Below are 24,256 nucleotides of genomic sequence, written 5' to 3'. Positions count from 1 at the left end.
CCCGTCATGGACCTGACCCTCCTGTACCGCGGCCCGCTCGCCTCCTGCGACTACGACTGCCCCTACTGCCCGTTCGCGAAGCGACGCGACACCGGCGACCAACTGCGCGCCGACCGCGCCGCCCTGGAGCGGTTCGCCGCCTGGGCCACCGCGAACACCGACGACCGCCTGTCGATCCTCTTCACCCCCTGGGGCGAGGGGCTGGTGCGCTCCTGGTACCGGCGCACCCTCGCGGAACTCTCCCACCTCCCGCACATCCGCCGCGTCGCGATCCAGACCAACCTCAGCTGCCGCACCGACTGGCTGGCCGACGCCGACCCCGACACCCTCGCCCTCTGGTGCACCTTCCACCCCGGCCAGACCCCCTACGACCGGTTCCTCACCAAATGCCGCGAACTGGCCGCGCGCGGCATCCGCTTCAGCGTCGGCATCGTCGGACTGCCCGAACACCTGGACGCCGCCCGCAGGCTCCGCGCCGACCTGCCCGACCACGTCTACCTGTGGATCAACGCCGCCGACGGCCACACCTACACCGGCCCCGAGGCCGACGGCTGGACCCGCCTCGACCCGCTGTTCCCCTACAGCCGCCACCCGCACGCCAGCGCCGGGCTGCCCTGCCGCACCGGCGAGTCGGTGATCTCCGTGGACGGGGAGGGCACGGTGCGCCGCTGCCACTTCGTGCGGGACCCGCTCGGCAACCTCTACGACGGCACCTACCGGGCCGCCCTCGCCCCCCGCGGCTGCCCGCTCACCACCTGCGACTGCCACATCGGCTACGTCCACCTGGAGACCCTGCCGCTGTACGACGTGTTCGCGGGCGGCGTCCTGGAACGCGTCCCGGCCGCGCGGCCCGCACCGGCCGGCCCCGTTCCCGTCACGCTGCTCCCGCCCCCGACGACAGCAGTCCGGTGACCGCACGCGCCGCCGCGCGGTGCCACCGCCCGCTGTGCCTGAGCATCGCGTGGTCGCCGCCCGGCACCAAGGTGACCTCCGCCCGCGCGCCCGCCGCGACGGCCCGCTCCACCAGCGCCACCGACGCCCGCGGGTCGGTGATCCGGTCCCGGTCGCCGTGGAACACCACGACGTCCTTGTCCCGCAACTGCTCCACCGGCTCCCCTTCCGGGCACCACGGGGCCAGCGCCAGTACTCCGCGCACCCGGGGCGCGGACGCGGCACGCAGGGCCGCGCGCCCGCCCATCGAGTGGCCGACCAGGACGACCGGCACCTCACCGGCGACGCGCGCGAGTTCGTCGAGCGCGGCCAAGGTGTCCCGCAACGGGTCGGCCGAGGCGCCGTTCCAGCCACGGACCCGGTAGCGGACCTCGCCGAGGAAGACCCCGTCGCCCGCCGTCGCGGCGGCCGCCGCCCGTACGAAGGGCCGCATCCGCAGGGCGGCCGGATGCCAGCGCCGGGACGGGCCGCGGTCCTCGTCGGTGCCGCCGTGCAGGAACAGCACGGCCGCCCGCACCGGATCCGCCGCCCGGCGTGCCAGCAGCGCGCTCTGTCCCGTCATCCCCGCTCCTTCGGTGCCGCGTGTCCCGCTGGACCCGATGTCGAGTGTCGCCCCGGATCACTCCACGAAACGACCAATCCGAAGCCTGATCAGGATCGGATTACGTCCGGAGCTGTCCCGACCACGGAGGACCCCGTGAAAGAAGCCGTTTATATCGGCGCAAACCCCTCGACGGAACCGGACCTGGAGGAATTGGTCGGCCTGGTCGCCCTCGGCGACGAGAAGGCGTTCGCCTCGGTGTACGACATCGTCGCCGGACCCGTCCTCGGCGTCGTCCGCGCCGTGCTGCGCGACCGGGCGCAGTCGGAGGAGGTCACCCAGGAGGTTCTGGTGGAGGTGTGGCGCACCGCCCCGCGCTTCCGAGCCGACCGGGGAACGGCCATGAACTGGATCCTCACCCTCGGCCACCGCCGCGCGGTCGACCGGGTGCGGTCCGTCGAGGCGTCCGCCGCCCGCGACCACAAGGCGGCACTGCTCGCCAGGACCCCCGAGTTCGACGAGGTCACCGAACAGGTCGAGGCCCGCCTCGAACGCGAACAGGTGCGCCGCTGTCTGCGCACCCTCACCGAACTCCAGAGCCAGGCCGTGACCCTCGCCTACTACCGGGGGCTGACCTACCGCGAGGTCGCCGAGGCGCTGGCGCTGCCGCTCGGAACCGTCAAGACCCGACTGCGGGACGGACTCATCCGGCTCCGCGACTGCCTGGGGGTGACCGCGTGATCACGGCCGATCTGCACCTTCTGACCGGCGCCTACGCCGTGGACGCGCTCTCCGACGACGAGCGCGCCGCCTTCGAACGCCACCTCGGGGACTGCGAGGGCTGCGCCCAGGAGACCGCCGAGCTGACCGCCACGGCCGCCCGGCTCGGCCTCGCCGTCACCGAGACGCCGCGCCCCGCCCTGCGCGAACAGGTGCTGCGCAGCATCACCACCGTCCGCCAGGAGTCACCCGGCGGCCCGGTCGCCACCCGCACCGCCACCACCGCCTCACGCAACCGCGCGCTGTCCCGGTGGGCGCTGGCGGCCTGCTTCGCGGCCGCCGCCGCCTTCGGCGGTACGACGATCTGGCAGCACCAGAGGGCCGAGGACGCCCTCGGCCGGGCCACCCGAGCCGAACAGGCCGCGGACACCGTCACCTCCGTGCTCTCCGCACCCGACGCCAGGACCAGGGCCGCGACCCTCGCCGACGGCGCGACCGGCGCGGTCGTCGTCTCGCACAGCCGGGACAAGGCCGTCTTCGTGGTCTCCGGGATGGCGCGTCCGCCGTCCGGGAAGGTCTACCAACTCTGGTTCGACGACGCCGGGACGATGCGGTCCGCCGGTCTGATGAAACCCGGCGCGGGCGACCAGACCGTGCTCCTCGACGGCGCCGTCGACGGCGCCTCCGGGATGGGCATCACCGTCGAGCCCGCGGGCGGTTCGAAGCAGCCCACCAGCGCGCCGATCGCCCTGATGGACTTCCCCGCGTGACAGGACGCGGCTCCACCGGAGCCGCGTCCTCGTACCACCACAGGCGATTGCTCCGGTCCCTCACTTCGGCGGGCGGGGGAAGAAGCCGCTGGTGCGGGCCGCGTACGCGGCGTACCCGGGACGCTCCGCCATGTGCCGCTCCAGCAGCCGCTTCCCACTGCCCCAGATCAGCAGACAGCTCATCACCAGCGGCGACACGACCGTCACCGCGGCGGCCTGCCAGGAGTCGCAGACGAACAGGAACAGACCCCACCAGACACAGAAGTCACCGAAGTAGTTCGGGTGCCGGGTCCAGCTCCACAACCCCCGGTCCATGATCTTTCCCCGGTGCGCGGGATCCGCCTTGAACCGCGCCAACTGCGCGTCCCCGACGCCCTCGAAGGCCACACCGAACAGCACCAGCGCGGTACCGGCCCAGGCGAACGCGCTCACCGGGCCCGCGACGTACTGCGCGGCCTGCACGGGCAGCGACACCAGCCACACCAGGGCGCCCTGGAGGAGATAGACCATCCGCAGCGCGTACAGGTTCCGGTTGCCGGGCGCCCTCGCGAGCATCCGCTCGTACCGCGGGTCCTCACCGTGCCCGGCGCCGCGCCGGGCGATGTGCACGGCGAGCCGCAGCCCCCACACCACCGTCAGCGCCGTCACCAGGTACCGGCGCACGGGGTCCCCCGAGCCGGCCGACACCGCGCAGCTCACCACGGCGACCATCGCGAACGCGGCCCCCCACGCGACGTCCACCACCCGGTGCACACCCAGCCGCAGGGCGACGGCGAACGTCACCAGCATGACGGCGCCCGCGGCGACCGCGGCCCAGCCGAGCCCCTCCGCGAACGCCTCCCAGCCGAATCCGCTCACAGCCGCTCCAGCCCCGCGTACCAGTCCTCAGGTGTCGCCGGCATACCGCTGCCGCCGCCGGGCGCGGGCCGTACGCACAGGATCTGGTCGACCCCCATCCGCCGCTCCTCGAACGCCAGTGCCCCGCCCACCAGATACAGCCGCCACACCCGCGCGGTCTCCTCGCCGACGAGCGCGACGACGTCGTCCCAGCGCTCCTCCAGCGTGCGGTGCCACGCCTCGACCGTCCGCACATAGTGCTCGCGCATCGACTCCACCGCCCGCACCTCGAGCCCCGCGCCCTCCAGCAGACCCACCGTCTCGCCGACCGGGCGCATGTGCATGTCGGGCGCGATGTACGCCTCGATGAACGCCCCGCCGCCCGGCGCGTTCGACCCGCGCGCCATCTGCTGCACCAGCACCCGGCCCAGCGGCCGCACCAGCCGGTGCAGGGCCCCCGCGAACGCCGGATACTGCGCGTCCCCGACGTGCTCGCCCATCTCGACCGACGACACCGCGTCGTAGCCGCCGCCCGCGATGTCCCGGTAGTCCTGGCACACCACCTCCACCAGCTCCCCGAGTCCGCGCTCGGCGACCTGCTCGCGCACGTGCGCCGCCTGCTCACCGGCCAGCGTCACGGCCGTCACCCGCACCTTGTGCCGCTCGGCCGCGTACAGCGTGAGCGAGCCCCAGCCGCAGCCGATGTCGAGCAGCCGGGACCCGGGCGCCAGCGCCAGCTTCCGGCAGATCAGCTCCAGTTTGGCGCGCTGCGCGTCGGCCGCCGAGAACTCCGGCCCTTCACCGGCCCAGTAGCCGCACGAGTACGCCATCGTCTCGTCCAGCAGCAGCCGGTAGAAGGCGTTGGACAGGTCGTAGTGGTGACGGACGGCGGCCCGGTCCCGCGCCTTGGTGTGCAGACCGCCGCGCAGCCGCGCCTGCGAGGCGGGCGCCGCGGGCCGCGGTCCCGCCGCCCCGAGCAGGACGGCGGTCCCGGCGGCCCGCGCCAGATCAGCGACGCCCGGTGCGGGAGCGTGCAGACGCTGCTCACGGGCGGCGGACCAGAGGGTGCGCAACCCCTCGGCGAGGTCACCCTCCACGTCGATCTCGCCGGTGACGTACGCCTGCGCCAGGCCCAGTTCACCGGGCTGCCACAGCAGCCGGCGCAGCGCGCGCCGGGAGCGCACCACGACCACGGGCCCCTCGGGCGGGCCCGCCTCGCTGCCGTCCCAGGCGCGCAGCCGCACCGGGAGGGGACCGCCGAGCGCGGTCCCGACGAGCGCGGCGAGCCGCTGGGCGGCACCGGTCCTGACGGTTCGGGTGGGGCTCATCGCGCGGAGTGCTCCTCGTTCTCCAGGGTGAACAGGTACTGCTGCACATCGAGGTATCCGGAGCGGAACCCGGCCTCGGAGTAGGCGAGATAGAAGGTCCACATGCGGCGGAAGGTCTCGTCGAAGCCGAGGGCGTCCACCTCGTCGGCGCGCTCGGTGAAGCGCTCGCGCCACAGCCGCAGCGTCTCGGCGTAGTGCCCGCCGTAGCCGTCCCTGCGGGCCGTGCGCAGCCCGGTGTGCTCCCTGACCGTCTCGTCGACCGCCTCGACGGACGGCAGCAGCCCGCCGGGGAAGATGTACTTCTGGATCCAGGTGAAGGTGTCGCGGCTGGCCACCATCCGGTCGTGCGGCATCGTGATGGCCTGGAGCACGGCCCGCCCGCCCGGCACCAGCCGCGCCTCGATCGTGCGGAAGTACTCCGCCCAGAACTCGGCACCGACCGCCTCGATCATCTCCACGCTGACGACCGCGTCGTAACGGCCCGTGGATTCCCGGTAGTCGCACAGCTCGACGCTGACCCGGTCGCCGAGTCCGGCCGCGGCGACCCGCTCCAGAGCGAGGGCGCGCTGCTCCTGGGAGAGGGTGAGCGAGGTGACGCGGGCGCCGCGGGCGGCGGCCCGGACCGCGAGTTCACCCCAGCCGGTGCCGATCTCCAGGACCTCGCTGCCCTCCCCGACCTCGGCCAGGTCGAGCAGCCGGTCGATCTTGCGGTGCTGTGCGGCGGCCAGCAGGTCCCAGTCCGCGGGGAAACCGCGGAAGACCGCCGACGAGTAGCTGAGGGTGTCGTCGAGGAAGAGCGCGAACAGGTCGTTGGAGAGGTCGTAGTGGCGGCTGATGTTGTCGCGGGCGCCGTCGGGGGTGTTGCGCTGGGCGCCTGGCTGCCGCAGCGCCCACAGCCGGCGCAGCCGCTGCAGCGGCGCCGGGATCAGACGCGCCGCGTTCCCCGCGAGGACGGTCAGGACACCCACCAGATCGGGCGCGTCCCACTCGCCCGCCATGTACGACTCGCCGAAACCGATCAGCCCCTGGCCGCCGATCCTGGCGTGGAACGCCTTGGGGTCGTGGATGTCGAGGACCGGCCCGCCGAGCCCGGCGGTGGCGCCGCCCGCGAACCGCACCCGCAGCGGCAGCCGGTCGAAGGTGCGGCGCAGGATCGCGGTGGTGACGGCGGTCCGGGCCGACGACGCCTTCGGCGGCGCGGCCACGTCCGGCCAACGGCCCCGGTCCACCGGCGAGGTGCGCGGGGCCGGGACCGACGGCCGGACGGCGGAACGGGGTTCGGCGGTCGTCATGACACTTTCTCCGGGTTCTGGTGAACGGGCCGGGGCTGGACGGGCAGCCGGCGCAGGAACAGGCGGACACCGTGCAGCCGGATGGCGGCGGACACGGCGAGGGTCGACCAGGGGTGACGCAGGGCGAGCCGCAGGAGTGTGCCGGGCGAGGCGGCGCGGCGGGCGCCCCGCACGGTCGCGGTGAACGGACGTCCGCCGTCCCGCTCCAGGTGCACGGTGAGGTCGAGGCGTTCGGCGGGCTCGGGCAGCCGCATCCGGTACCGGCCGTCGACCGGGAAGAACGGCGAGACGTAGAACTCCTTGGCCACCGTCGCCTGCCCGGAGGCGTCCGGACGCAGCAGATAGGAGTGCCGTTCGCCGTAGGTGTTGTGGACCTCGGCGACCACGCAGCGCGGGGCGCCGTCGGGGCCGTGGCACCAGTAGAGGGTCAGCGGGTTGAAGACGTACCCGAAGACCCGCGCGTGGGTCAGCATCAGCACCGGCCCGCCCTGAAGGTCCACGCCGTGCGCGGCGAGGAAGGCGTCGAGGCCGGCGCGGATCGTCTGACGGTCCCCGTCGAAGTGGTCGCGGGCGTCGAAACGGGCCAGGGACCTGAGCGCGCGCGGGAGTTCGGGCGGCCGGTCGGGGTCGACGAGCCACATGTAGGTGCGGTGGCGCAGCGCGTGCCGGACCGGCGCGGTGCGCACATGGCTGATCGCACAGCGGTAGAGGGCGGGCCCGGCGGTCACCAGCGCACCCCCAGCGCCGCGGCGGCCGTCACGCCCGACCGGCAGCCGTCCTCGTGGAAACCCCAGCCGTGGTAGGCGCCCGCGTAGACGGTCCTGGCGGTGTTCAGCTCCGGGAGCCCGGCCTGCGCGGCGACCGACTCCGGCGTGTAGACGGGGTGTTCGTACACCATCCGGGCCAGCACCCGCTCCGGGTCGACCCGGTCCTCCCCGCCCAGCGTGACCACGAACGTCTCGGGCGCGTCGAACCGCTGGAGCCGGTTCATGTCGTAGCTGACCCGCACCTGTTCGGCGCCGGTCGCACAGGAGGGCATCAGGTAGTTCCAGGAGGCGCGAGCGCCCCGGGAGCGCGGCAGCAGCGCGGTGTCGGTGTGCAGCAGGGTGGTGTTGCGCGAGTAGCGGAACGCGCCAAGCACGTCCTTCTCCCGCGGGGTGGCGTCGGCCAGCAGCCCGAGGGCCTGGTCGGGGTGGACGGCGACGACGACGGAGTCGTACGCGCGGGTGGTGCCGTCCCGCTCGGTGATCTCGACGCCGTCCGGGTGCCGGCGCAGCGCCCGCACCGGCGCGGAGAGGCGTACCGAGTCGATCCGCTCGGCCACCCGGTCGACGTAGGCGTGCGAACCGCCGGTCACGGTGCGCCAGGTGGGGGCGCCGGTGACGGAGAGCATCCCGTGGTGGTCGAGGAACCGGAACAGGTAGGCGGCCGGGTAGCGTTGGGCGGTCTCCGCGTCGCAGGACCAGACCGCGGAGACCAGCGGGGTCATGAAGTGGGCCCGGAAGTAGGGCGAGAAGCCTTCCCGGTCCAGGAAGTCGCCCAGTGTGCAACCCGATTCGCCGTCCCGCGCGAGCAGCCGGCGGGCCGCGCGGTGGAACGCGGGCACCTCGACGAGCATCCGCAGATAGGGGCCGCGCAGCGCGTTGCGGGGGCGGGCGAAGAGACCGGCGAGGCCATGGGCTCCGGCGTACTCGAGGCCGCACCCCTCGCACCGCACCGACATGCTCATCTCCGACTCCTGCGTGGCGACGCCGAGTTCCTCGAAGAGGCGCAGCAGGTGCGGGTAGGTGCGGCGGTTGTGCACGATGAACCCGGAGTCGACCCGGTGGGTGGTGCCGTCGCGCGAGGTCAGGGTGTGCGTGTGGGCGTGGCCCCCGAGCCGGTCGTCGGCCTCGTACAGGGTGACGTGGTGGGCGCGGCCGAGGATGTACGCGGCGGTCAGTCCCGCGACCCCGCTGCCCACGACGGCCGTCCGCCGCCGCTCCGCTCCACCCCGTGGCGCGTCTGACATCGCTTCTCCTCCTGTCGCGGACCCCTGACTCGCCCGTAATCCGAAGCTGCCGCCTCGCCGGATTGGCCCAAGGCCGATCTTCCTGAAACCAGCGGCCCGTTGAATCGTTAGGGATTGGTTTGCGCTGTTTACGGCATACGGGTGCATTCGGCTAGGGCTGATCACAGAACGTGCTTTCCGGTTGTCATACGGTCATGACGATCCACACGCTGTCCCAGGCCCCCATGCCGTCCCCCGCGCGACCGCCCACGCGCACTCCTCAGCAGCCCACGCGCGCTCCTGCTCAGCAGCCCATGCCGTCCCACCCGCGGCGCCGGGACGCCCGCGCTCCTCTGCCCGGTCCGGCCGAGCGGGCCCGGCTGCGCCGCGCCTGGCATCTCACCGAACAGCAGGTCGCCGAGGCGTTCGGGGTGACCGCGACGACCGTGCGCTCCTGGGAGACCGGCCGCACCACCCCGACCGGAGTGCGCAGAGCGGGCTACGCGGCTTTCCTCAGCGGCCTGGCCCAGGGCTTGCTAGCTGCTGGTGCTGGTGCTGGTGCTGGTGCTGGTGCTGGTGGCGGTGGTGGTGGTGCCGACGACCGTGAGCGGAACCGCGCGGCGAGCGGGACCTCGGGTGGTGCCGGTGCGAGCGGTGTCGCGAAGGTGAGTGGCATCCGGAAGGCGTGCGATATCGGGGTGGGCGGGACTGGGGCGAGGGTCGGGATCGGGGCGAGGGTCGGGATCGGGCGGGAGACCGGGGTGCTCGCGCGCCAGGACAGTCGGCCGCGCGCGGGTGCCCAGGGTCTCGGGGCGGCGCCGCTGCCCGAGGTGCGGTCCGCCGGGGGAGTGCGCCAGGTGCGGAGGGCGCCCTGTGCGCCGCTCGCGGTGACCGCGTCGCCCGCGGTTACCGTCGAGCCCGTCGAGCCCGTCGAGCCCGTCGAGACCGTCAAGCCCGCCCCGACGGTCCATCGCCCGGCCGCCGTGCTGCGCGGCCGGGCGCCGGCGCCCGTCGGCCGGTCGGTGACTCCGGGGCCGGACCCGGTCTCGGCGGCACGGCGTCGGCGACTGCGGGTGACGGCCGCCGCGGTGGGCGTCTGGACCGTCGTCCTGCACCTCATGGCCAGCGCGCCACCGCCGCACGTGTGAGCCGAGGGGGGAGGGGGAGCCGGGTCAGACCAGGCCGGTGACGGTCACGCTGACCCGCGCCCCCGCCGCCTCCGCCGGGAACAGCGCGGCCATGCGCTCCTCGACCGCGCTCCGGGTGGCCCGCGCCACGTCCACGGTCCGGGAGTGCCGCAGCGCCACGAGATGGATCTCGACGCGCCACGGCTCACCGTCCCCTGACCGGGTCAGCCGGACCCCGCCCGGAGTGGCCGCCCCCGTGCCCCGCTCGCCCCTGGCCAGGGTGGAGCGCACCAGCCCGCTCAGGCCCGGCTTGAGGAAGGCCACCCCAGGCACCTCCACCACGGCTCGGGCGATCTCCTCGGTGAGCGTCGCGTGCGCGGTGTACCGGGTCATCGGTCACGCCCTTCCCGGTTGTCGGCGTTGTCTGCGTTGTCGGCCGCCGGTTCGAGGAGGTCGGTGATCCGGATGTCCACGGCCACTATGTCCATGCCCAGCTGTCGGTCGGCGGTCTCCAGGACCCGCAGCCGCACTCGCTCCGCGAGATCGGGGAGGGAGGCGTCGGCGGGTGCGTGGATGTCGAGCCGGACGGCGACCGGCCCGACGGCGTCCGGCGAGGTGACCTCGAAGACGCCGGGCGCGAGGGCCGGGGCACCGTCCGGACGGGGGAGCAGACGGCACGAACCGGCCCGCACGCCAGGCACGCTCTCCGCCGCCGCGCGCAGCGACCTCGCGGCCACCGACTCCATGATCCACAGATCCTCGGCCGGCTCGCCCAGCGGCAGCGGGCGGCCGGGTCGCAGTTCGAGCCGGACGACGTCCATGACCCGCTGGGTCAGCGACGTCAGCTCGTCCTTGTACCGCTCCACCGGTTCCTCGGGGAGCGCCCGCACCACGGACTCCAGCTCCTCCAACTCGGCCACGGCCTGCCGGCAGTGCGGACAGCTCCGCAGATGCGGGTCGTCGGCCCCGGTCTCCCAGGACTCCCAGACCTGGGAGAGCAGCCGCCCGCACGGGAGCTGTTCGTCGTCGCCGCCGGCCGCGTGGTCGGGCGGATCGGTGTGAGCGGTCATCGCCAGGCCCCCAGTGCTTGAGTCAGGCTGCGTCGTGCACGGAAGACACGGGCGCGCACAGCCTCCTGGCTGATGCCGACCGCGTCCGCGATGAATTCGTAGGACTGTCCGTCCCATTCTCTGAGCACCCAGCAGGCGCGCTGCTCGGGGGAGAGGTCGTCGAGCGCGGCGCGCAGCTCCCGCACCGCGCCGCGCGCCTCGGTGATCCGGGACGGTGAGGCCGAGTGGTCGGGGGCCGCGACATCCCTTGCGGCCTCCAGCGGGGAGACGGGTCTGCGCGCCCGCAGGATGTTCAGACAGCGGTTGGTCACGATCCGGTACATCCAGGTGCCGAACGCGGAGCGGCCGTGGAACTCAGGCAGCCGCCGCCAGGCACTGATGAACGCGTCCTGCACGGCGTCCTCCGCTTCGGTCCGGGTGTCGAGCAGCCGGGTGGCGAGCCGGATCAACGCTGGGGCGTGCCGTTGCACCAGGACGGCGAACGCGTCCTCGTCCCCTTCCGCTGCCCGGACCGCGAGCAGCGCGTCGTCGGTCTCGCCGACCTCGCCGCTCGTGTCCGGTGGTGCGGTCTCTCTGCGGGCCCCCGCCACTGGGTGGCTCCTCTCGTCCGGTCCATCCGGTCCCTGCGTGTTGGACACGGCGGACGCCGCGCTTGTTACGCACCACTTTCGGGGGACGGGCACCGGACGGACGCGGCGACCTGCCGCACGGGTCAGACGCACTGTGCTCGACGGACCCCGAGGATAGGCACCGATCGCGGCGGGCCTGGGGCAGTTGGGGGTGAGGGAAGGGGGGAGCCGGTGGGTCGAGAAGGCGGTGAGCCGAGAGGGAGGGGAGCCTGAGCCAGCCAGCCAGCCAGCCAGCCAGCCAGCCAGCCAGCCAGACTCGGAGTCGGAGCCAGAGCCAGAGCCAGAGCCAGAGCCAGCCCGACTCGGAGTCGGAGCGGAGCCAGAGCCAGAGTCGGAGCCAGCCTGACTCGGAGCCGGAGCCGGAGCCGGAGCCGGAGCCGGAGCCGGAGCTGTGGCTGTGTCCGTGGCCATGGGCGGGCGAAGTTTCTGAAGTTTTTCGGGTAGACGCGTCACAGATGCCGGCGGGGCGGGTCTGACGTGTTGAGAGCAACTCCCGGCAAGGCAGAAAGAAGGACATGCCATGACCACGCAGACGGTGCCCGCGGCCAAGACCTCCTCCCTCCCGCAGTCGGGTGCCAGGGGAACGCAGACCACCACCGCGGTGTCCAGCGGAGTCGCGGGCTCGGACCAGCCGGCCGCCAACCGGGGCAGGACATCCATCGCCGATGTCGTCGTGGTGAAGGTGGCGGGCATCGCGGCCCGCGAGATCCCCGGCGTGTACGACATGGGCGGCGGCCTCTCGCGCACCATCGGCGCCGTCCGCGACCGCGTCCCCGGCGGCCGTCCCAACGTCGGACGCGGCGTGAAGGTCGAGGTCGGCGAGCGTCAGACCGCCATCGACCTGGACCTGGTCGTCGAGTACGGCGTGCCGATCACCGACGTCGCCCGTGACGTGCGGGAGAACGTGATCTCGGCGGTGGAGCGGGTCACCGGCCTGGAGGTCGTCGAGGTCAACGTCACGGTGAACGACGTGCACCTGCCCGAGGAGGACGACGAGCCGTCGTCGGCCGACTCGCGCGTGGAGTAGAGCGTCCGCCGTCCACGCTGTCGAGGCCGTCAGCCGTCACAGAGGAGCACGCAGTGAGCAGGTCGTTCGTCGGGATGGTCGCGGGGATGGCCCTGGCCTTCGCCGGTTTCTTCGGAGGGTTCGGTGCCTTCCTGCTCGTGGCCGCGCTGGGCGGGCTCGGCTGGGCGGCCGGGCACTGGCTTGACGGCGGCGGCCGGGTCCAGGACCTGCGGGACGCCTACGAGCGGAGCCGTCGATGACCACGGCGGCCCAGCGGGGCACCACCACCGTCTCCGACAAGGCCGTCCGCAGAATCGCCGAGCGCGCCGCGACGGAGGCCCTGCCCGGCACCGCCGGCGCGACGAAGGGTTCGGCGACCGTGCGCGGGCGCCGGGCCGAGGTCGCTGTCGAGGTGCCGCTTCCCTACCCGGCGCCGCTGGCCGACACGGCCCGCCGGGTCCAGGACCATGTCGCCCGCCGCACCGCGCAGTTGACCGGCCTCGACCTCCGGGCGCCGCACATCGGCGTCACCTCCCTCACCCCCGCCCGCGCGGAGAGCCCGTCCGCGGACACCCCGTTGGCCGAGGACACCCCGGCCGAGAACACCCCGGCCGGGTCCACCGGACGCACACCGCTGCGGTGGTGGTCCCAACGGCGGCTACCGATGGCGCTGCTCACCCTGTCGGCCGCGATCGCCTGCGGAGCCCTGGCCTTCGATCTGGTCCTCGTGCACACCGGGCACCGTCCGCCCGCCGCCTGGCGCACCGCCACTCTGGACTGGCTGTCCCGGCACGGTCCCTCGGCCACCGCGAGTACGGTCGGCGCCGTGGCGGTCGCGCTGCTCGGGGTGGTGCTCATCGTGCTGGCCGTCACGCCCGGCCGGCGTGGTCTGCTCACCGTCACCTCCGGATCTCCGCGCCTGGTCACGGCCGTTGACCGGTCCGCGCTCGCCTCGCTCGTCGAGGACGCGGTGCGCGACACCGACGGGATCGGCCCGGTGCGGGTCAGGGCCGGACGGCGCCGGGTCACCGTCCGGGCAGGTCTGGCCTTCGGTGACCGCGACCGGGCGCGGAGCGCGGTGCGGGACGCGGCCCGCCGAGTGCTGGAAGGATGCGACCTGCGCCGTACCCCGCGTCTGCGGGTCACGGTCCGTCCCGAGCCGGTCTGGGACGACGCAACGGCACCGGCCGGACCGCTACCCTCGGCCGACCTCGACAAGAGGTCCCCGGACGCCGACAGTAGGCCCCCGGATCTCGAAGGGGCGAAGATCGACCCGGACAGGACCCTCACGGCGGACCTGGACAGGACACCCACGGTCGACCCGGACAGGACACCGACGATCGACCTCGACAAGAAGGGCGCCGACCAGGGCATCTATCCCGCAAACCGGGGAAGCGATTCCGGAAACCGGGGAAGCGGTCCCGCGACGGCGCGGGAGACACCCACCGACCCCCAGCCCACCGACCCCCGGCCCACCGCCCCCGGGCACCCGCCCACCGTCCCCGGCCACCGGCGCCCCGGCTCCGCCCTCGTCCCCACCCCTGACTCCGACCCCAGCTCCACCATCCCTGACCGTCTGGCCAGTCCCCACAGTCCCCCCGCCCCCGCCTCCGATCACCCGCAGACGGACACCGACCGCCCGCACCTCACCCCCGATGACCCGCACCTCGCCCCCGACCGCCCGCAAGCTACTCACGACCGCCCGCACATCACCTCCGACCCGAACGGCTCGGACCCGGAAGGAGCGTCCCGCTGATGTTTCCGTTGCGCTCCGTTCTCAACCGGGCCGTGCTCGCCCTCACCGGGGTGGCCTGTCTGCTCGTCGGCCTCTGGGCGACAGCACCGCGCACCCCGCTGGCCGGGCGCCTGCCGTCCTGGTGGCCCGTGCCGGGCCCGCACACCGTCTTCGTGGACCGCCACCGCCTCGCCGATCTGCGTCTGGAGAGCTGGTGGACGCCCACCGTGATGGTGGGCGCGATCGCCGCCACCGTCCTGTTCGCGCTCTGGTCGGTCCGTCAGTCGCACGGCGGGTTCCGCCCGCTGCTGCCGCTGGCCGCGCCGGGCAGCACCCTGCGGACCCGGGCCCTGGAGGACGCCGTCACCCAGCGGGCCGTCACCGTGGACGGTGTCGCCCGCTGCCGCACCCGGGTCCTCGGGGGACGGCGGAAGCTGCGGATCCGGATGCGGGTCTGGCTCCGTCCCGATGTCACGCCCGCCGCCGTCCTGCCCGCCCTCGCCGCGCTCGGCGCCCAGACCGAACAGGCCGTCACCCCCTATGACGTCCGTACCCACGTCCGCTTCTCCTCCGTCCCGCACCGAAGGACACATGTCCGCTGAACAGCCCTCGGCCCCCGTCCGCACCGGCATCCGCGCCTTCGCGCGGAGCCGGTCGCCCTGGTGGACGCCCACCATGTGGGGCCAGGCCCTGCGCCGCACCCCGGTGTCGATGTGGCGCGACGACGTCTCCGACTACGCCGCCGCCCTCACCTACTACGCGATCCTCGCGGTGCTGCCCGCGCTGCTGGTCACGGTCATCTCGTTCAGCCTGATCAGCCCGGACACGGCGGAGAACTTCATCACCCACGTCAGCGCCTACTCGCCCGGCCAGTCCGGGTCCGAGCTGCACGACGTGCTGGCCCGCACCTTGCGGGACAGCGGCGCGGCCTGGACGCTGCTGTGCGTCGGCACCGCGAGCGCCCTGTGGTCCGCCTCCAGCTATCTCGCGGTGTTCCGCAGGGCCCTGCACCGGATGCACGACGTGGCCGACCAGCGCTCACCGTGGCGCAAGGCGCACCGGATCGTGCTCACCGCGGTCGTCCTGCTGGGGCTGCTGTTCGTCAGCGCGCTGGTGCTGCTGCTGACCGGGCCCGTCGCGGAGGCCGTGGGCCGGTTCGTCGGGCTCGACGCGATCGCCGCCTGGGGGTGGAACCTGCTGCGCTGGCCGTTGCTGATGTGCCTGGTGGCGCTGCTCGTGGTGATCCTCTTCCACACCGGTCCGCCGTCGGCGAGGCGGCGCAGCCACAGTCTGCCGGGCGGGGCCCTGGCCGCGGGCCTGTGGATGACCGTCTCCGCCGGTTTCGCCGTCTACGCCTCGGCCCTGAGCACCTACAGCAGGCTCTACGGATCGCTCGCGGGCGTCGTCGTCTTCCTGATCTGGCTGTGGCTGTCCAACCTCGCGCTGCTGGCCGGGGCGCAGTTCACGGCCGAACTCGACAAGGAGCCGGCCGTGAGGAGGGGCGAAGCGGGGGCGGTTCACCAGGAGGTGTAGGACCTCGGAGCCGCGCCGGACTGCTGGGCGGGGAGGCCGCCGGTGGCGTCCTCGTGCCGGGCGCCGGCCCCGTCGGGGTCCTCGGTGCCGAGCATCATGTCGGGGTCGAACATCACGATGACGGCGGCCACCAGCAGCACCGCGAGCGGGCCCGCGAGCATCACCAGCAGGAACGCCATCAGGCTGGTGGACGACTGCGAGCCGCTGACGTTGCCGGTGAGGTGCACGGAGACGGCGGTCATGCCGGTGTAGTGCATGCCGGTCACGGCGACGCCCATGACGAGGCTGGCGACGAGGCTCGCCCCCAGCCCGCGTACCGAGACGGCCGCCCAGAGGGCCGCCGTCGCCGCGACCACGGCGATCAGGATGGACAGGCCCACGCCCACCGCGTCGTAGCTGAGGGTGCCGTGCGCGTCCATCGCGGTCATGCCGAGGTAGTGCATGGCGGCGACGCCGAGCCCGGTGACGGTGCCCGCCACACCGAGGTTGAGCGGGGAGGTGCCCCGGTAGCCGACGAGGAAGATGCCGACGGCCACGACGGCGATGGCGACGACCAGGCTGGCCACGGTGATCAGCGGGTCGTAGCTGACCAGCGCGCCCTGGACGCTGAAGCCGATCATGGCGATGAAGTGCATGGTCCAGATGCCGCAGCCGATCGAGACGGCGCCGAGCGCCAGCCAGCCGCTTCTTCGCCGGGAGTTGCGGAGCGACCTGACCGTGCATCTGAGTCCCAGCGCGGCGCCCAGGCAGGCCATCAGGTAGGCCGCGACAGGCGTCACGGCGCCGTAGTAGAAGTTCGAGACGGTGGCGGTCATGGACGGGGCCCTTCTGGAGCGGGGACGGCAGACGGAGCAGGGACACCTGGGTGGGGTGAGCGAGCGGCGGGCCTGGTCCGGCCCGAAAGTGTGCCGGGGCGCACGAGGGTCCCGAGTGTGGTCACGACAGGGGAACAAAGGGTGGGTTCAGGCCACTTGGCTGAGTTGAGCGCAAGTTAAACATATGTGCTTCACGTTATCTCCCGATGTGATCGCCCATTCTTCGAATCGAGACCTCGCCGCCGACGCCGGTGCCGGGCCTGGGCGTGGACGCGGGGGAGGGGAGTTGCGTTCGCCGGGCGGGGCGGGGCCCGTTCGCGGTGAGGCGGCCGGAGACGGCAAAGCCCGCTCCGGGCAACCGGCATGACGTCACGTCAGGCCGGAACGCCCGGAGCGGGCAGGTGCGGAGGGAGGGGCGGAGGGGCTACGTGCCGGCGTCCACCGAGGCGCGCAGGCGGGCGCTCGCCATCCGCATGTGTTCCGCCATGGCCCGGTCCGCCGCCTCCGGGTCGCGCTCGCGGATCGCCCGCAGCACCGCGTCGTGCTCGCAGAGGGTGCCGCTCACGGTCCCCTCGATGTCGCTGACCCGCTCCATCCACACCTGGAGCAGCGCGCGGATGCTGTGCAGGATGTCGCTGAGCACGGAGTTGCGGGCGATCCGGGCGCACTCCAGGTGGAAGGCGATGTCCGCGTCGATGAACGCGCTCACGTCGCCGCCCGCTTCCCGCATGTGCCGCAGATGCCCTTCGAGGAGGGTCACATCCGTGTCGGTGGCGCGCTCGGCGGCCAGTCGCGCCGACACGCCCTCCATGTAGGTCCGCACCTCGACCAGGTCCTGGGTGCGGCGCTGGCCGAGCATCAGCCCCCAGTTGATCGCCCGGGGCAGGAACTCGGAGGTGCCCTCGCGCACGTAGGAGCCGGAGCCGGGGCGGATCTCGATGATGCCGAGGACGTCGAGGGCCGACAGTGCGCCGCGCACGCTGGAGCGCGCCACGCCGAGCGCCTCGGCGAGCTGCCGCTCGGCCGGCAGCCGGGTGCCGGGGCGGATGTCGCCGGCCGACAGATGGTCGAGCAGCCGCTTCGCGACCTCGCTGACGTTGGACTCGCGCACCACGGGACGCAGGAGCCGCGCGAGGTCGGGGGCGGTTCCGTCGGAGTGCTGATCGGGCTGACTGGTCACGGTCACCAGTCAACCAGATGCCCTCTGCGACCGACTGACCAGGCAGTTCAACAGTCCCAGGGGTCCGATTTGTCAAGAGTCGGGACGTGTCTCGATCTATGATCGTCGCCACACTGGTAAATTGGTGACCAATTTGAGGTGGAGGCATAGCGTGAAAGAGATCCGGTCGGCCGCGCCCCGCGGCGAGCCGACGGTGTGACCCAACCCGGACGGAGCTGTCCGGGCGAGCCGAGGAGTCGCCCATGGGTGCCGACGCGCCTGTCGCGGCAGTCGAGAGAACTGCCATCAAGAAGGTCTCAGTCCGCCTCGTTCCGTTCGTGGCACTGATGTTCTTCGTGAACTACCTGGACCGAACGGCGGTCTCGTTCGCCGAGCCGAACGGAATGGGCGCGGATCTCGCCCTCACCGCGGCGCAGTTCGGCTTCGCGTCCGGGATCTTCTTCCTCGGCTACATCGTGCTCGAGGTTCCCAGCAACATGGCCCTGCACCGGTTCGGAGCCCGCCGCTGGCTGGCCCGGATCATGGTGACCTGGGGCATCGTCTCGCTCCTGTTCACCTGGGTGGACAGCAGCGGCCAGCTGTACACCCTGCGCTTCCTGCTCGGCGTCGCCGAGGCCGGGTTCTTCCCCGGCGCCATCCTCTTCCTGAGCCAGTGGGTGCCCTCCCGCCACCGCACCAAGATCCTCGGCCTGTTCTATCTGGCCCAGCCCCTCACCACGGTCCTCGGCGCCCCGCTGGCCGGCTGGCTGATCGGCCACCACGGGCTGTTCGGCCTCGAGGGGTGGCGGCTGATGTTCCTCTTCGTGTCGATCCCCGCGATCCTGCTCGGCGTCATCGCCTGGTTCTACCTGATCGACAAGCCCGCCGACGCCAAGTGGCTCACCCCCGACGAGCGCGACTGGCTGACGGACGCGCTGGCCACCGAGAACGCCCGCAAGGTCGGCCACGACGACACCCGCGACCAGCACGCCAAGGGCGACCTGAGGACCGCGTTCGGCAGCGGCCGGGTCTGGGTCCTCGCTCTCGTCTACTTCGGCTTCGTCTACGGCCTCTACGCGCTGGCGTTCTTCCTGCCGACGATCATCAACGGCTTCCAGGACCAGTACGACACCACGTTCAGCGTGATGGACAAGGCCTGGATCACCGCCATCCCGTACCTGCCCGCGGCCGTCGTCCTCTTCTTCTGGACCCGGCACGCCACCCGGCACGGCACCCGGACCTGGCACGTGGCGGGCCCCGCCGTGGTCGGCGGCGTCAGCATCCCGCTGGCCCTCTCCATGGGCTCGCCGGCCGCCACGATCGCCGTCATCACCGTCACCGCCTGTTCGATCTTCGCCGCCCTGCCGGTCTTCTGGTCGGTGCCCTCCCGGTTCCTGACCGGTGCCGCCGCCGCGGCCGGCATCGCCCTCATCAACACCGCGGGCAACATCGCCGGGTTCGCGGCCGGCTACATCACCGGCTGGCTCAAGGACTGGACGGGCGCCTACTACGTACCGCTCTACCTGGTCGGCTTCTTCATGCTCATGTCGGCCGTCCTGATGATCTGGCTCTCCGCCCGCAACCGCACCGCCGACCCGGCCTCCGGAACCGACCAGGAGCCCATGGAGGCCCTTCGATGACCCGCCTGTTCAACGACCCCACCGCCTTCGCCGACGAGGCCCTCGACGGCTTCGTCGCCGCCCACCGGCGCTGGGTCCGCCCGGTCACCGGAGGCGTGGTGCGCGCCGGCGCCACCCCGGCCGGCCAGGTCGCCGTGGTGATCGGCGGCGGCTCGGGCCACTACCCGGCCTTCTCTGGCCTGGTGGGGCGCGGCCTCGCGCACGGCGCGGCTGTCGGCAACGTCTTCGCCTCGCCCTCCGCCCAGCAGATCCGCTCGGTCGCCCGCGCAGCCCACGGCGGGGCCGGCGTGCTGTTGATGTACGGCAACTACGCCGGTGACGTCCTGCACTTCGGGCAGGCCGCCGAACGCCTCACCGGCGAGGGCGTCGAGGCCCGCACCTTCGCCGTCACCGACGACATCTCCAGCGCGGGCCCCGAGGAGACCGCCAAGAGGCGCGGGATAGCCGGCGACCTGCCCGTCTTCAAGGCGGCCGCTGCCGCGGCCGAGCGTGGCCTGCCGCTGGACGACGTCCTGGCGGTCGCGGAGCGCGCCAACGCCCGCACCCGCTCCTTCGGCATCGCCTTCTCCGGCTGCACCCTGCCGGGCGCCGACCATCCGCTGTTCACCGTTGCGCAGGCGCGGATGGCCGTCGGCCTCGGCATCCACGGCGAGCCCGGCATCGGCGAGGAGCCCCTGCCCACCGCAGACGAGGCGGCCCGGCTGCTGGTCACCTCGCTGCTCGCGGAACTCCCCGACGACGTCGAGGGCCCTGACCGGCAGCGCGCCGCGGTGATCCTCAACGGACTCGGCTCGGTCAAGTACGAGGAGCTGTTCGTCGTCTACCGCACGGTCGCCGAACTCCTCACCGACGCCGGTGTGGAGATCGTCGACCCGGAGGTCGGCGAACTCGTCACCAGCTTCGACATGGCGGGCATCTCCCTCACCCTGACCTGGCTCGACGACGACCTGGAGGCGCTGTGGCGCGCTCCGGCCGACACCCCCGCCTTCCGCAAGGGCGCCCTCGGCACCCCCGAGCCCGTCCGCGCGGAACCCGTGATCGCCGAGGAGACCGACGACCTGGCGGCGCCCGAGGGCTCCGACGCCTCCCGGCGGGCCGCCGCCGTCGTCCTCGACGTCCTGGACGCCCTGGCCGCGACGGTCGACGCGCACGTCGGCGAACTCGGCCGGATCGACGCCGTCGCCGGGGACGGCGACCACGGCATCGGCATGCAGCGCGGCTCCACCGCCGCCCGCCGCGCCGCCGTCGACACGCACGCCCTCGGCGCCGGTGCCGGGACCGTCCTGGTGCGGGCCGCCGACGCCTGGGCCGACAAGGCGGGCGGCACCTCAGGCGCCCTGTGGGGCAGCATGCTGCGCGCGGTCGGCACCACCCTCGGCGACGAGGACGCACCCACCGCCGCCCGGGTCGCCGACGGCGTCCGGCAGGCGTCCGCGGCGGTCCGCAGGCTCGGCGGCGCCGAGGTCGGCGACAAGACGATGGTCGACGTCCTCGTCCCGTTCGCCGACACCCTCGCCGCGGCCACCGCCGAAGGCGTGCCGCTCGCCGCCGCCTGGGACCGGGCCGCGGGCGCCGCCGAGGCCGCCGCGGCGGCCACCGCCGACCTGCTGCCCCGCAAGGGCCGCGCCCGCCCGCACGCCGAGAAGTCCCTCGGCACCCCCGACGCGGGCGCCCACTCCCTCTCCCTCATCACCCGCGCCGTCCACGGCGTGCTGAACGACCACATTGGGGAAGCGATATGACCGACAAGCTCCGCATCGTCGTCGGGTCCGACGACGCCGGCCACCAGTACAAGGAAGCCCTCAAGCGCGACCTCCAGGGCAGCGCCCTCGTCGCCGAGGTCACCGACGTCGGCGTCGACGCCGACGGGCACACCGCCTACCCGACGGTCGCCATCGCCGCCGCCGAGATGGTCGCCCGTGGCGAGGCCGACCGCGCCCTGCTGGTCTGCGGCACCGGACTCGGGGTGGCCATCGCCGCCAACAAGGTCAAGGGCGTCCGCGCCGTCACCGCCCACGACTCCTTCTCCGTCGAGCGGGCGATCCTCTCCAACAACGCGCAGGTCCTGACTTTCGGCCAGCGCGTCGTAGGCCTGGAACTCGCCCGCAGGCTCGCCGCCGAATGGCTCACCTACCGCTTCGACGAGACCTCGGCCTCCGCCGAGAAGGTGCGGCTGATGAGCGTCTACGAAAACGCGACGGACGCGGCGGACACGACAGACCCGACGGGCACAGGGAACGCCACCGCCGGGGCCGGCGAGGCGGCGGCCTGATGCCGGTACCCGCACCCCGCCCGGTCCTGCTGGGGGTGAGCCTCAAGATGTACTTCGGCCACCACCAGACCCTCAACTGGGCCCGCCGGATCGCCGAACTGGCCCGCACGCACCCGGCCGTCACCTCGGGCGCCGCCCGCCTGTTCGCGCTGCCCGCCTTCCCCGCGCTCGTCCCGGCGGCCGGCATCCTCACACCGTTCGGCGTCCAAGTCGGCGCCCAGGACCTCGCCACCGAGGACACCGGCCCCTACACCGGCGAGGTCGGCGGCCCGCTCCTGCGGGAGATCGGCTGCCACTACGCCGAGGTCGGCCACGCCGAACGCCGCCGGCTGTACGGCGAGGGCGACACCGTCGTGGCCGCCAAGACCGCCGCCGCCCTGCGCAACGGGCTCACCCCCGTGCTCTGCGTCGGCGAACGCGACCGGGGCACCCCCGAGCAGGCCGCGCGCCGCACCGTCGACGAGGCGGCCCGGCTGCTCCAGGGCCTGACGGGCACCGTCGTCCTCGCCTACGAGCCGCAGTGGGCCATCGGCGCCCCCGAGCCCGCCTCGGCCGACCACATCACCGCCGTCTGCGACGCGCTGCGCGGCTGGCTCGACGCCCGGTCCGAGCGGCACCCCGACTCCGCCGTCATCTACGGCGGCAGCGCGGGGCCCGGTCTGCTGACCCGGCTCGCGGGCCGCGCCGACGGACTCTTCCTCGGCCGCTTCGCCCACGACCCGGCCAACGTCGAGGCGATCCTCGACGAGATCCGCACCCCCGCGGCGGTGGCGTGATGGCCCACGGCATCAGCACCTACGCCTACTTCTGGCGGATCTCCGCGCGCGCCCCGCGCCCGCTGTCCCTGACCGACATGCTGCGCGACACCGCCGAACTCGGCGGCCGGGTCTTCCAGATCTGCGACTACCCGCCCATCGAGTCCTACGACGCGGCCCGGCTGGCCGACGTCCGCGCCACCGCGCACGACCTGGGCCTGCGCCTGGAGCTGGGCACCCGGGGCGTCCGCCCCGACCACCTGCGCGGATACCTGGACATCGCGGGCGCGCTGGGCGTCACCCTGGTCCGCTCCATGCTCAACACCGCCGACCACCGGCCCACCGCCGACGAGGCGACCGCGCTCCTGAAGGAGACGGTGCCCGCCTTCGCCGACGCCGGTGTGACGCTCGGTCTCGAGACGTACGAGCAGGTGTCGACCGACGACCTGCTGGCTGTCGTGCGCGGCGTCGACAGCGAGCACCTCGGCGTGGTCCTGGACCCCGGCAACAGCGTCGCCCGCCTGGAACGCCCGGTGGACGTGGTGGCCGCGACCGCGCCCCACGTGGTCAACATCCACGTCAAGGACTTCTCCTTCACCCGCCGCGACGGCTGGGTCGGCTTCACCTACGCCGGCTGCCCGCTCGGCGAGGGCCTCCTCGACCACGCCGGCATGGTCGCCGCGGTCCGCGAGGCGCGGCCCGGCCGCGACATCAACCAGATCGTGGAGCACTGGCTCCCATGGCAGGACGACGGCTTCGACACCACCGCCCGGCTCGAACACCAGTGGACGCAGCACAGCATCGACACCCTTCTGAGGAGCGAGTGAATGGCCACCGAGATCCAGACCCAGGTCGACGTCACGACCGTCGCCGTCATCGGGGCCGCAGGCAAGATGGGCCAGCGTGTCTCCAACAACCTCGTCGACAGCGACTTCCGGGTGCTGTTCAGCGAGGCATCGCCGAAGGGCCAGGAGCTGATCCGGGGCCTCGGCCGTGAGCTGACCGAGTCCGCGGCCGCCGCCGCCGAGGCCGACGTGGTCATCCTCGCCGTCCCGGACATCGTCCTCGGCGCGGTCTCCGAGGAACTCGTCCCGCTGATGAAGCCGGGCGCCGTCGTCCTCACCCTCGACCCGGCCGCCGCCTACGCCGGACTGCTGTTCGCCCGCGACGACGTCCACTACGCGTGCGCCCACCCCTGCCACCCGTCGGTGTTCCTGGAGCGCACCACCCAGGAGGAGTGGCAGGACACCTTCGGCGGCATCGCCGCGCCCCAGGAGGTGGTGGCCGCGTACGAGGGCGGCGACGACGCCAAGCAGCGGCTGGCCGACGCCGTCATCCGCGTCATGTACGCGCCCGTCGTCGACGTCCACTGGGTCACCGTCAAGCAGCTCGCCGTCCTGGAGCCGACCCTCGTCGAGACCATCGCCTGCATGGTCGGCGCCCTGCTGACGGAGGCGCTGCACGAGACCGTGCACACCGTCGGCGTCCCGGAGAAGGCGGCCCGCGCCATGCTCCTCGGCCACACCCAGGTCGCCCTCGCCAACACCCTCAAGGGCTCCAACCCGTTCTCCGACGCCTGTCTGATCGCCATGGACTACGGCCGTGAGTCGATCGTCCGCGACGACTGGAAGAAGGTCTTCGAGGACGACGAGCTGGACAAGGTCATCACGCGCATGCTCAAGATCAAGGAGATCAAGCGCTGATCCGATCCGATCGAGGGTCCGTGGCCGCCGCCGAGGCGACCGCGGACCCTTTTGAATGCCCGCACGGAGTTCCAAACATTCATTTCGTTCCGGCCGCCGGACATGGATCTCTCTTTACCTGTCGGGCCGTTGAGCGGGGATTTCGACGGACGGCCGTCTACGTGAAGTCGCACGGCAAAGTCAAGTGTTGACATGTCCTCAGCCTGTGGCTGATGATCACAGCTGTGTCAAGGAGCCCCTCAAGAAACTCCACATAACTCACGCATCAGGAACAACAGCTAAATTCCGCGTATTTCCCGGTCCATTTCCCCCACTCGCTGTCGCGGCGTTCTGACGTTGTGGCGTTCCGGCGCTCTGGACGTTCCGCCGTATCGGCGTCCCGG

At 72.9% G+C, this 24,256-nt stretch carries 26 protein-coding genes; 15 read left to right on the top strand and 11 right to left on the bottom strand.

Going from position 1 to position 24,256, the window contains the following annotated elements; translation table 11 throughout:
* The first annotated feature begins 6 nt into the window (after positions 1-6).
* A complete protein-coding gene (locus DDJ31_RS01865) occupies positions 7-912 on the top strand; it encodes an STM4011 family radical SAM protein (RefSeq protein ID WP_127182058.1) in 906 nt (301 codons plus the stop codon).
* On the opposite strand, the gene DDJ31_RS01860 is transcribed toward DDJ31_RS01865, so the two are convergent.
* Complete coding sequence (locus DDJ31_RS01860; RefSeq protein ID WP_127182059.1) at positions 875-1,513, bottom strand: alpha/beta hydrolase; 639 nt, start codon at positions 1,511-1,513, stop codon at positions 875-877. The two genes, DDJ31_RS01865 and DDJ31_RS01860, sit on opposite strands and share 38 nt — an antisense overlap.
* A 135-nt stretch (positions 1,514-1,648) precedes the next feature.
* Between DDJ31_RS01860 and DDJ31_RS01855 the strand changes: the two genes are divergently transcribed.
* Positions 1,649-2,233 carry a sigma-70 family RNA polymerase sigma factor gene (locus tag DDJ31_RS01855; RefSeq protein ID WP_127182060.1) on the top strand — a complete coding sequence of 195 codons (585 nt, stop codon included), beginning with the start codon at positions 1,649-1,651 and terminating at the stop codon, positions 2,231-2,233.
* Positions 2,230-2,982: an anti-sigma factor gene (locus DDJ31_RS01850; protein WP_127182061.1), complete on the top strand. Its 753-nt coding sequence runs from the start codon at positions 2,230-2,232 to the stop codon at positions 2,980-2,982. The genes DDJ31_RS01855 and DDJ31_RS01850 overlap by 4 nt, the downstream gene beginning before the upstream one ends.
* A gap of 60 nt (positions 2,983-3,042) precedes the next feature.
* Here DDJ31_RS01850 and DDJ31_RS01845 read toward each other — a convergent pair whose 3' ends face one another.
* Genes DDJ31_RS01845 through DDJ31_RS01825 form a run of 5 tightly spaced genes read right to left on the bottom strand, consistent with a single transcriptional unit; the run spans position 3,043 to position 8,450 of the window.
* Positions 3,043-3,840: a DUF1295 domain-containing protein gene (locus DDJ31_RS01845; RefSeq protein WP_127182062.1), complete on the bottom strand. Its 798-nt coding sequence runs from the start codon at positions 3,838-3,840 to the stop codon at positions 3,043-3,045.
* Positions 3,837-5,147 carry an SAM-dependent methyltransferase gene (locus tag DDJ31_RS01840; RefSeq protein ID WP_127182063.1) on the bottom strand — a complete coding sequence of 437 codons (1,311 nt, stop codon included), beginning with the start codon at positions 5,145-5,147 and terminating at the stop codon, positions 3,837-3,839. The genes DDJ31_RS01845 and DDJ31_RS01840 overlap by 4 nt, the downstream gene beginning before the upstream one ends.
* Complete coding sequence (locus DDJ31_RS01835; protein WP_127182064.1) at positions 5,144-6,439, bottom strand: SAM-dependent methyltransferase; 1,296 nt, start codon at positions 6,437-6,439, stop codon at positions 5,144-5,146. Before DDJ31_RS01835 ends, DDJ31_RS01840 begins: the two co-directional genes overlap by 4 nt.
* Positions 6,436-7,167 carry a DUF1365 domain-containing protein gene (locus DDJ31_RS01830; RefSeq protein WP_127182065.1) on the bottom strand — a complete coding sequence of 244 codons (732 nt, stop codon included), beginning with the start codon at positions 7,165-7,167 and terminating at the stop codon, positions 6,436-6,438. The genes DDJ31_RS01835 and DDJ31_RS01830 overlap by 4 nt, the downstream gene beginning before the upstream one ends.
* A complete protein-coding gene (locus tag DDJ31_RS01825; protein WP_127182066.1) occupies positions 7,164-8,450 on the bottom strand; it encodes an NAD(P)/FAD-dependent oxidoreductase in 1,287 nt (428 codons plus the stop codon). The genes DDJ31_RS01830 and DDJ31_RS01825 overlap by 4 nt, the downstream gene beginning before the upstream one ends.
* 293 nt (positions 8,451-8,743) lie before the next feature.
* On the opposite strand from DDJ31_RS01825, the gene DDJ31_RS01820 reads away from it, so the two are divergent.
* Positions 8,744-9,577, top strand: coding sequence for a helix-turn-helix domain-containing protein (locus DDJ31_RS01820; protein ID WP_127182067.1), 834 nt, complete (start codon positions 8,744-8,746; stop codon positions 9,575-9,577).
* A 24-nt stretch (positions 9,578-9,601) separates the two neighbouring features.
* Here DDJ31_RS01820 and DDJ31_RS01815 read toward each other — a convergent pair whose 3' ends face one another.
* From DDJ31_RS01815 to DDJ31_RS01805, 3 genes are read right to left on the bottom strand one after another with little or no spacing between them, the layout of a single operon-like run.
* Positions 9,602-9,949, bottom strand: a complete 348-nt coding sequence (locus DDJ31_RS01815) for a hypothetical protein (RefSeq protein ID WP_127182068.1) — start codon at positions 9,947-9,949, stop codon at positions 9,602-9,604.
* Positions 9,946-10,626, bottom strand: a complete 681-nt coding sequence (locus tag DDJ31_RS01810) for an Asp23/Gls24 family envelope stress response protein (RefSeq protein WP_127182069.1) — start codon at positions 10,624-10,626, stop codon at positions 9,946-9,948. The genes DDJ31_RS01815 and DDJ31_RS01810 overlap by 4 nt, the downstream gene beginning before the upstream one ends.
* On the bottom strand, positions 10,623-11,216 hold the full coding sequence (locus DDJ31_RS01805; RefSeq protein ID WP_127182070.1) for an RNA polymerase sigma factor: 594 nt from the start codon (positions 11,214-11,216) through the stop codon (positions 10,623-10,625). Before DDJ31_RS01805 ends, DDJ31_RS01810 begins: the two co-directional genes overlap by 4 nt.
* Positions 11,217-11,775: 559 nt before the next feature.
* On the opposite strand from DDJ31_RS01805, the gene DDJ31_RS01800 reads away from it, so the two are divergent.
* The 5 genes from DDJ31_RS01800 to DDJ31_RS01780 are packed head-to-tail and all read left to right on the top strand — an operon-like array spanning position 11,776 to position 15,529.
* A complete protein-coding gene (locus DDJ31_RS01800; RefSeq protein WP_127182071.1) occupies positions 11,776-12,282 on the top strand; it encodes an Asp23/Gls24 family envelope stress response protein in 507 nt (168 codons plus the stop codon).
* Between the two features lie 53 nt (positions 12,283-12,335).
* Positions 12,336-12,521 carry a hypothetical protein gene (locus DDJ31_RS01795; RefSeq protein ID WP_127182072.1) on the top strand — a complete coding sequence of 62 codons (186 nt, stop codon included), beginning with the start codon at positions 12,336-12,338 and terminating at the stop codon, positions 12,519-12,521.
* Entirely contained in the window at positions 12,518-14,017 is a 1,500-nt protein-coding gene (locus tag DDJ31_RS01790) for a DUF6286 domain-containing protein (RefSeq protein WP_127182073.1), read from the top strand. The genes DDJ31_RS01795 and DDJ31_RS01790 overlap by 4 nt, the downstream gene beginning before the upstream one ends.
* Positions 14,017-14,598, top strand: a complete 582-nt coding sequence (locus tag DDJ31_RS01785) for a hypothetical protein (RefSeq protein WP_127182074.1) — start codon at positions 14,017-14,019, stop codon at positions 14,596-14,598. Before DDJ31_RS01790 ends, DDJ31_RS01785 begins: the two co-directional genes overlap by 1 nt.
* Positions 14,588-15,529 (top strand): YihY/virulence factor BrkB family protein, encoded by a 942-nt coding sequence (locus DDJ31_RS01780; protein ID WP_127182075.1) that lies wholly within the window; start codon positions 14,588-14,590, stop codon positions 15,527-15,529. Before DDJ31_RS01785 ends, DDJ31_RS01780 begins: the two co-directional genes overlap by 11 nt.
* On the opposite strand, the gene DDJ31_RS01775 is transcribed toward DDJ31_RS01780, so the two are convergent.
* Together DDJ31_RS01775 and DDJ31_RS01770 are read right to left on the bottom strand one after the other, a co-directional pair.
* The gene (locus DDJ31_RS01775; RefSeq protein ID WP_127182076.1) at positions 15,514-16,344 is read right to left on the bottom strand and encodes an MHYT domain-containing protein; all 831 of its coding nucleotides are present in this window, start codon (positions 16,342-16,344) and stop codon (positions 15,514-15,516) included. The genes DDJ31_RS01780 and DDJ31_RS01775 overlap by 16 nt on opposite strands.
* Positions 16,345-16,768: 424 nt before the next feature.
* On the bottom strand, positions 16,769-17,530 hold the full coding sequence (locus DDJ31_RS01770; RefSeq protein WP_127182077.1) for a FadR/GntR family transcriptional regulator: 762 nt from the start codon (positions 17,528-17,530) through the stop codon (positions 16,769-16,771).
* Positions 17,531-17,766: 236 nt separating this feature from the next.
* On the opposite strand from DDJ31_RS01770, the gene DDJ31_RS01765 reads away from it, so the two are divergent.
* Genes DDJ31_RS01765 through DDJ31_RS01740 form a run of 6 tightly spaced genes read left to right on the top strand, consistent with a single transcriptional unit; the run spans position 17,767 to position 23,873 of the window.
* On the top strand, positions 17,767-19,143 hold the full coding sequence (locus DDJ31_RS01765; RefSeq protein WP_127182078.1) for an MFS transporter: 1,377 nt from the start codon (positions 17,767-17,769) through the stop codon (positions 19,141-19,143).
* Positions 19,140-20,885, top strand: a complete 1,746-nt coding sequence (locus DDJ31_RS01760) for a dihydroxyacetone kinase family protein (RefSeq protein ID WP_127182079.1) — start codon at positions 19,140-19,142, stop codon at positions 20,883-20,885. The genes DDJ31_RS01765 and DDJ31_RS01760 overlap by 4 nt, the downstream gene beginning before the upstream one ends.
* Positions 20,882-21,415: a ribose-5-phosphate isomerase gene (locus tag DDJ31_RS01755; RefSeq protein ID WP_240678317.1), complete on the top strand. Its 534-nt coding sequence runs from the start codon at positions 20,882-20,884 to the stop codon at positions 21,413-21,415. The genes DDJ31_RS01760 and DDJ31_RS01755 overlap by 4 nt, the downstream gene beginning before the upstream one ends.
* Positions 21,415-22,191 carry a triose-phosphate isomerase family protein gene (locus DDJ31_RS01750; RefSeq protein WP_127182080.1) on the top strand — a complete coding sequence of 259 codons (777 nt, stop codon included), beginning with the start codon at positions 21,415-21,417 and terminating at the stop codon, positions 22,189-22,191. The genes DDJ31_RS01755 and DDJ31_RS01750 overlap by 1 nt, the downstream gene beginning before the upstream one ends.
* Positions 22,191-22,997: a sugar phosphate isomerase/epimerase family protein gene (locus DDJ31_RS01745; RefSeq protein WP_127182081.1), complete on the top strand. Its 807-nt coding sequence runs from the start codon at positions 22,191-22,193 to the stop codon at positions 22,995-22,997. The genes DDJ31_RS01750 and DDJ31_RS01745 overlap by 1 nt, the downstream gene beginning before the upstream one ends.
* Complete coding sequence (locus tag DDJ31_RS01740) at positions 22,998-23,873, top strand: phosphogluconate dehydrogenase C-terminal domain-containing protein (RefSeq protein ID WP_127182082.1); 876 nt, start codon at positions 22,998-23,000, stop codon at positions 23,871-23,873.
* Positions 23,874-24,256 lie beyond the last annotated feature (383 nt).

The organism is Streptomyces griseoviridis (assembly GCF_005222485.1).
Taxonomy (GTDB): Bacteria; Actinomycetota; Actinomycetes; order Streptomycetales; family Streptomycetaceae; genus Streptomyces; species Streptomyces hintoniae.
Note: the sequence above shows the minus strand (reverse complement) of the source record. Positions and strands in the feature narration are given on the sequence as shown.

Bases quoted from the DNA above. Each gene is read 5' to 3' on its own strand.
- DDJ31_RS01815 (WP_127182068.1), bottom strand. From the start codon at position 9,949: ATGACCCGGTACACCGCGCACGCGACGCTCACCGAGGAGATCGCCCGA.
- DDJ31_RS01740 (WP_127182082.1), top strand. From the start codon at position 22,998: ATGGCCACCGAGATCCAGACCCAGGTCGACGTCACGACCGTCGCCGTC.
- DDJ31_RS01750 (WP_127182080.1), top strand. From the start codon at position 21,415: ATGCCGGTACCCGCACCCCGCCCGGTCCTGCTGGGGGTGAGCCTCAAG.
- DDJ31_RS01860 (WP_127182059.1), bottom strand. From the start codon at position 1,513: ATGACGGGACAGAGCGCGCTGCTGGCACGCCGGGCGGCGGATCCGGTG.
- DDJ31_RS01810 (WP_127182069.1), bottom strand. From the start codon at position 10,626: ATGACCGCTCACACCGATCCGCCCGACCACGCGGCCGGCGGCGACGAC.
- DDJ31_RS01840 (WP_127182063.1), bottom strand. From the start codon at position 5,147: ATGAGCCCCACCCGAACCGTCAGGACCGGTGCCGCCCAGCGGCTCGCC.
- DDJ31_RS01745 (WP_127182081.1), top strand. From the start codon at position 22,191: ATGGCCCACGGCATCAGCACCTACGCCTACTTCTGGCGGATCTCCGCG.
- DDJ31_RS01765 (WP_127182078.1), top strand. From the start codon at position 17,767: ATGGGTGCCGACGCGCCTGTCGCGGCAGTCGAGAGAACTGCCATCAAG.
- DDJ31_RS01780 (WP_127182075.1), top strand. From the start codon at position 14,588: ATGTCCGCTGAACAGCCCTCGGCCCCCGTCCGCACCGGCATCCGCGCC.
- DDJ31_RS01775 (WP_127182076.1), bottom strand. From the start codon at position 16,344: ATGACCGCCACCGTCTCGAACTTCTACTACGGCGCCGTGACGCCTGTC.
- DDJ31_RS01865 (WP_127182058.1), top strand. From the start codon at position 7: ATGGACCTGACCCTCCTGTACCGCGGCCCGCTCGCCTCCTGCGACTAC.
- DDJ31_RS01825 (WP_127182066.1), bottom strand. From the start codon at position 8,450: ATGTCAGACGCGCCACGGGGTGGAGCGGAGCGGCGGCGGACGGCCGTC.
- DDJ31_RS01785 (WP_127182074.1), top strand. From the start codon at position 14,017: ATGTTTCCGTTGCGCTCCGTTCTCAACCGGGCCGTGCTCGCCCTCACC.
- DDJ31_RS01760 (WP_127182079.1), top strand. From the start codon at position 19,140: ATGACCCGCCTGTTCAACGACCCCACCGCCTTCGCCGACGAGGCCCTC.
- DDJ31_RS01835 (WP_127182064.1), bottom strand. From the start codon at position 6,439: ATGACGACCGCCGAACCCCGTTCCGCCGTCCGGCCGTCGGTCCCGGCC.
- DDJ31_RS01755 (WP_240678317.1), top strand. From the start codon at position 20,882: ATGACCGACAAGCTCCGCATCGTCGTCGGGTCCGACGACGCCGGCCAC.
- DDJ31_RS01800 (WP_127182071.1), top strand. From the start codon at position 11,776: ATGACCACGCAGACGGTGCCCGCGGCCAAGACCTCCTCCCTCCCGCAG.
- DDJ31_RS01790 (WP_127182073.1), top strand. From the start codon at position 12,518: ATGACCACGGCGGCCCAGCGGGGCACCACCACCGTCTCCGACAAGGCC.
- DDJ31_RS01820 (WP_127182067.1), top strand. From the start codon at position 8,744: ATGCCGTCCCACCCGCGGCGCCGGGACGCCCGCGCTCCTCTGCCCGGT.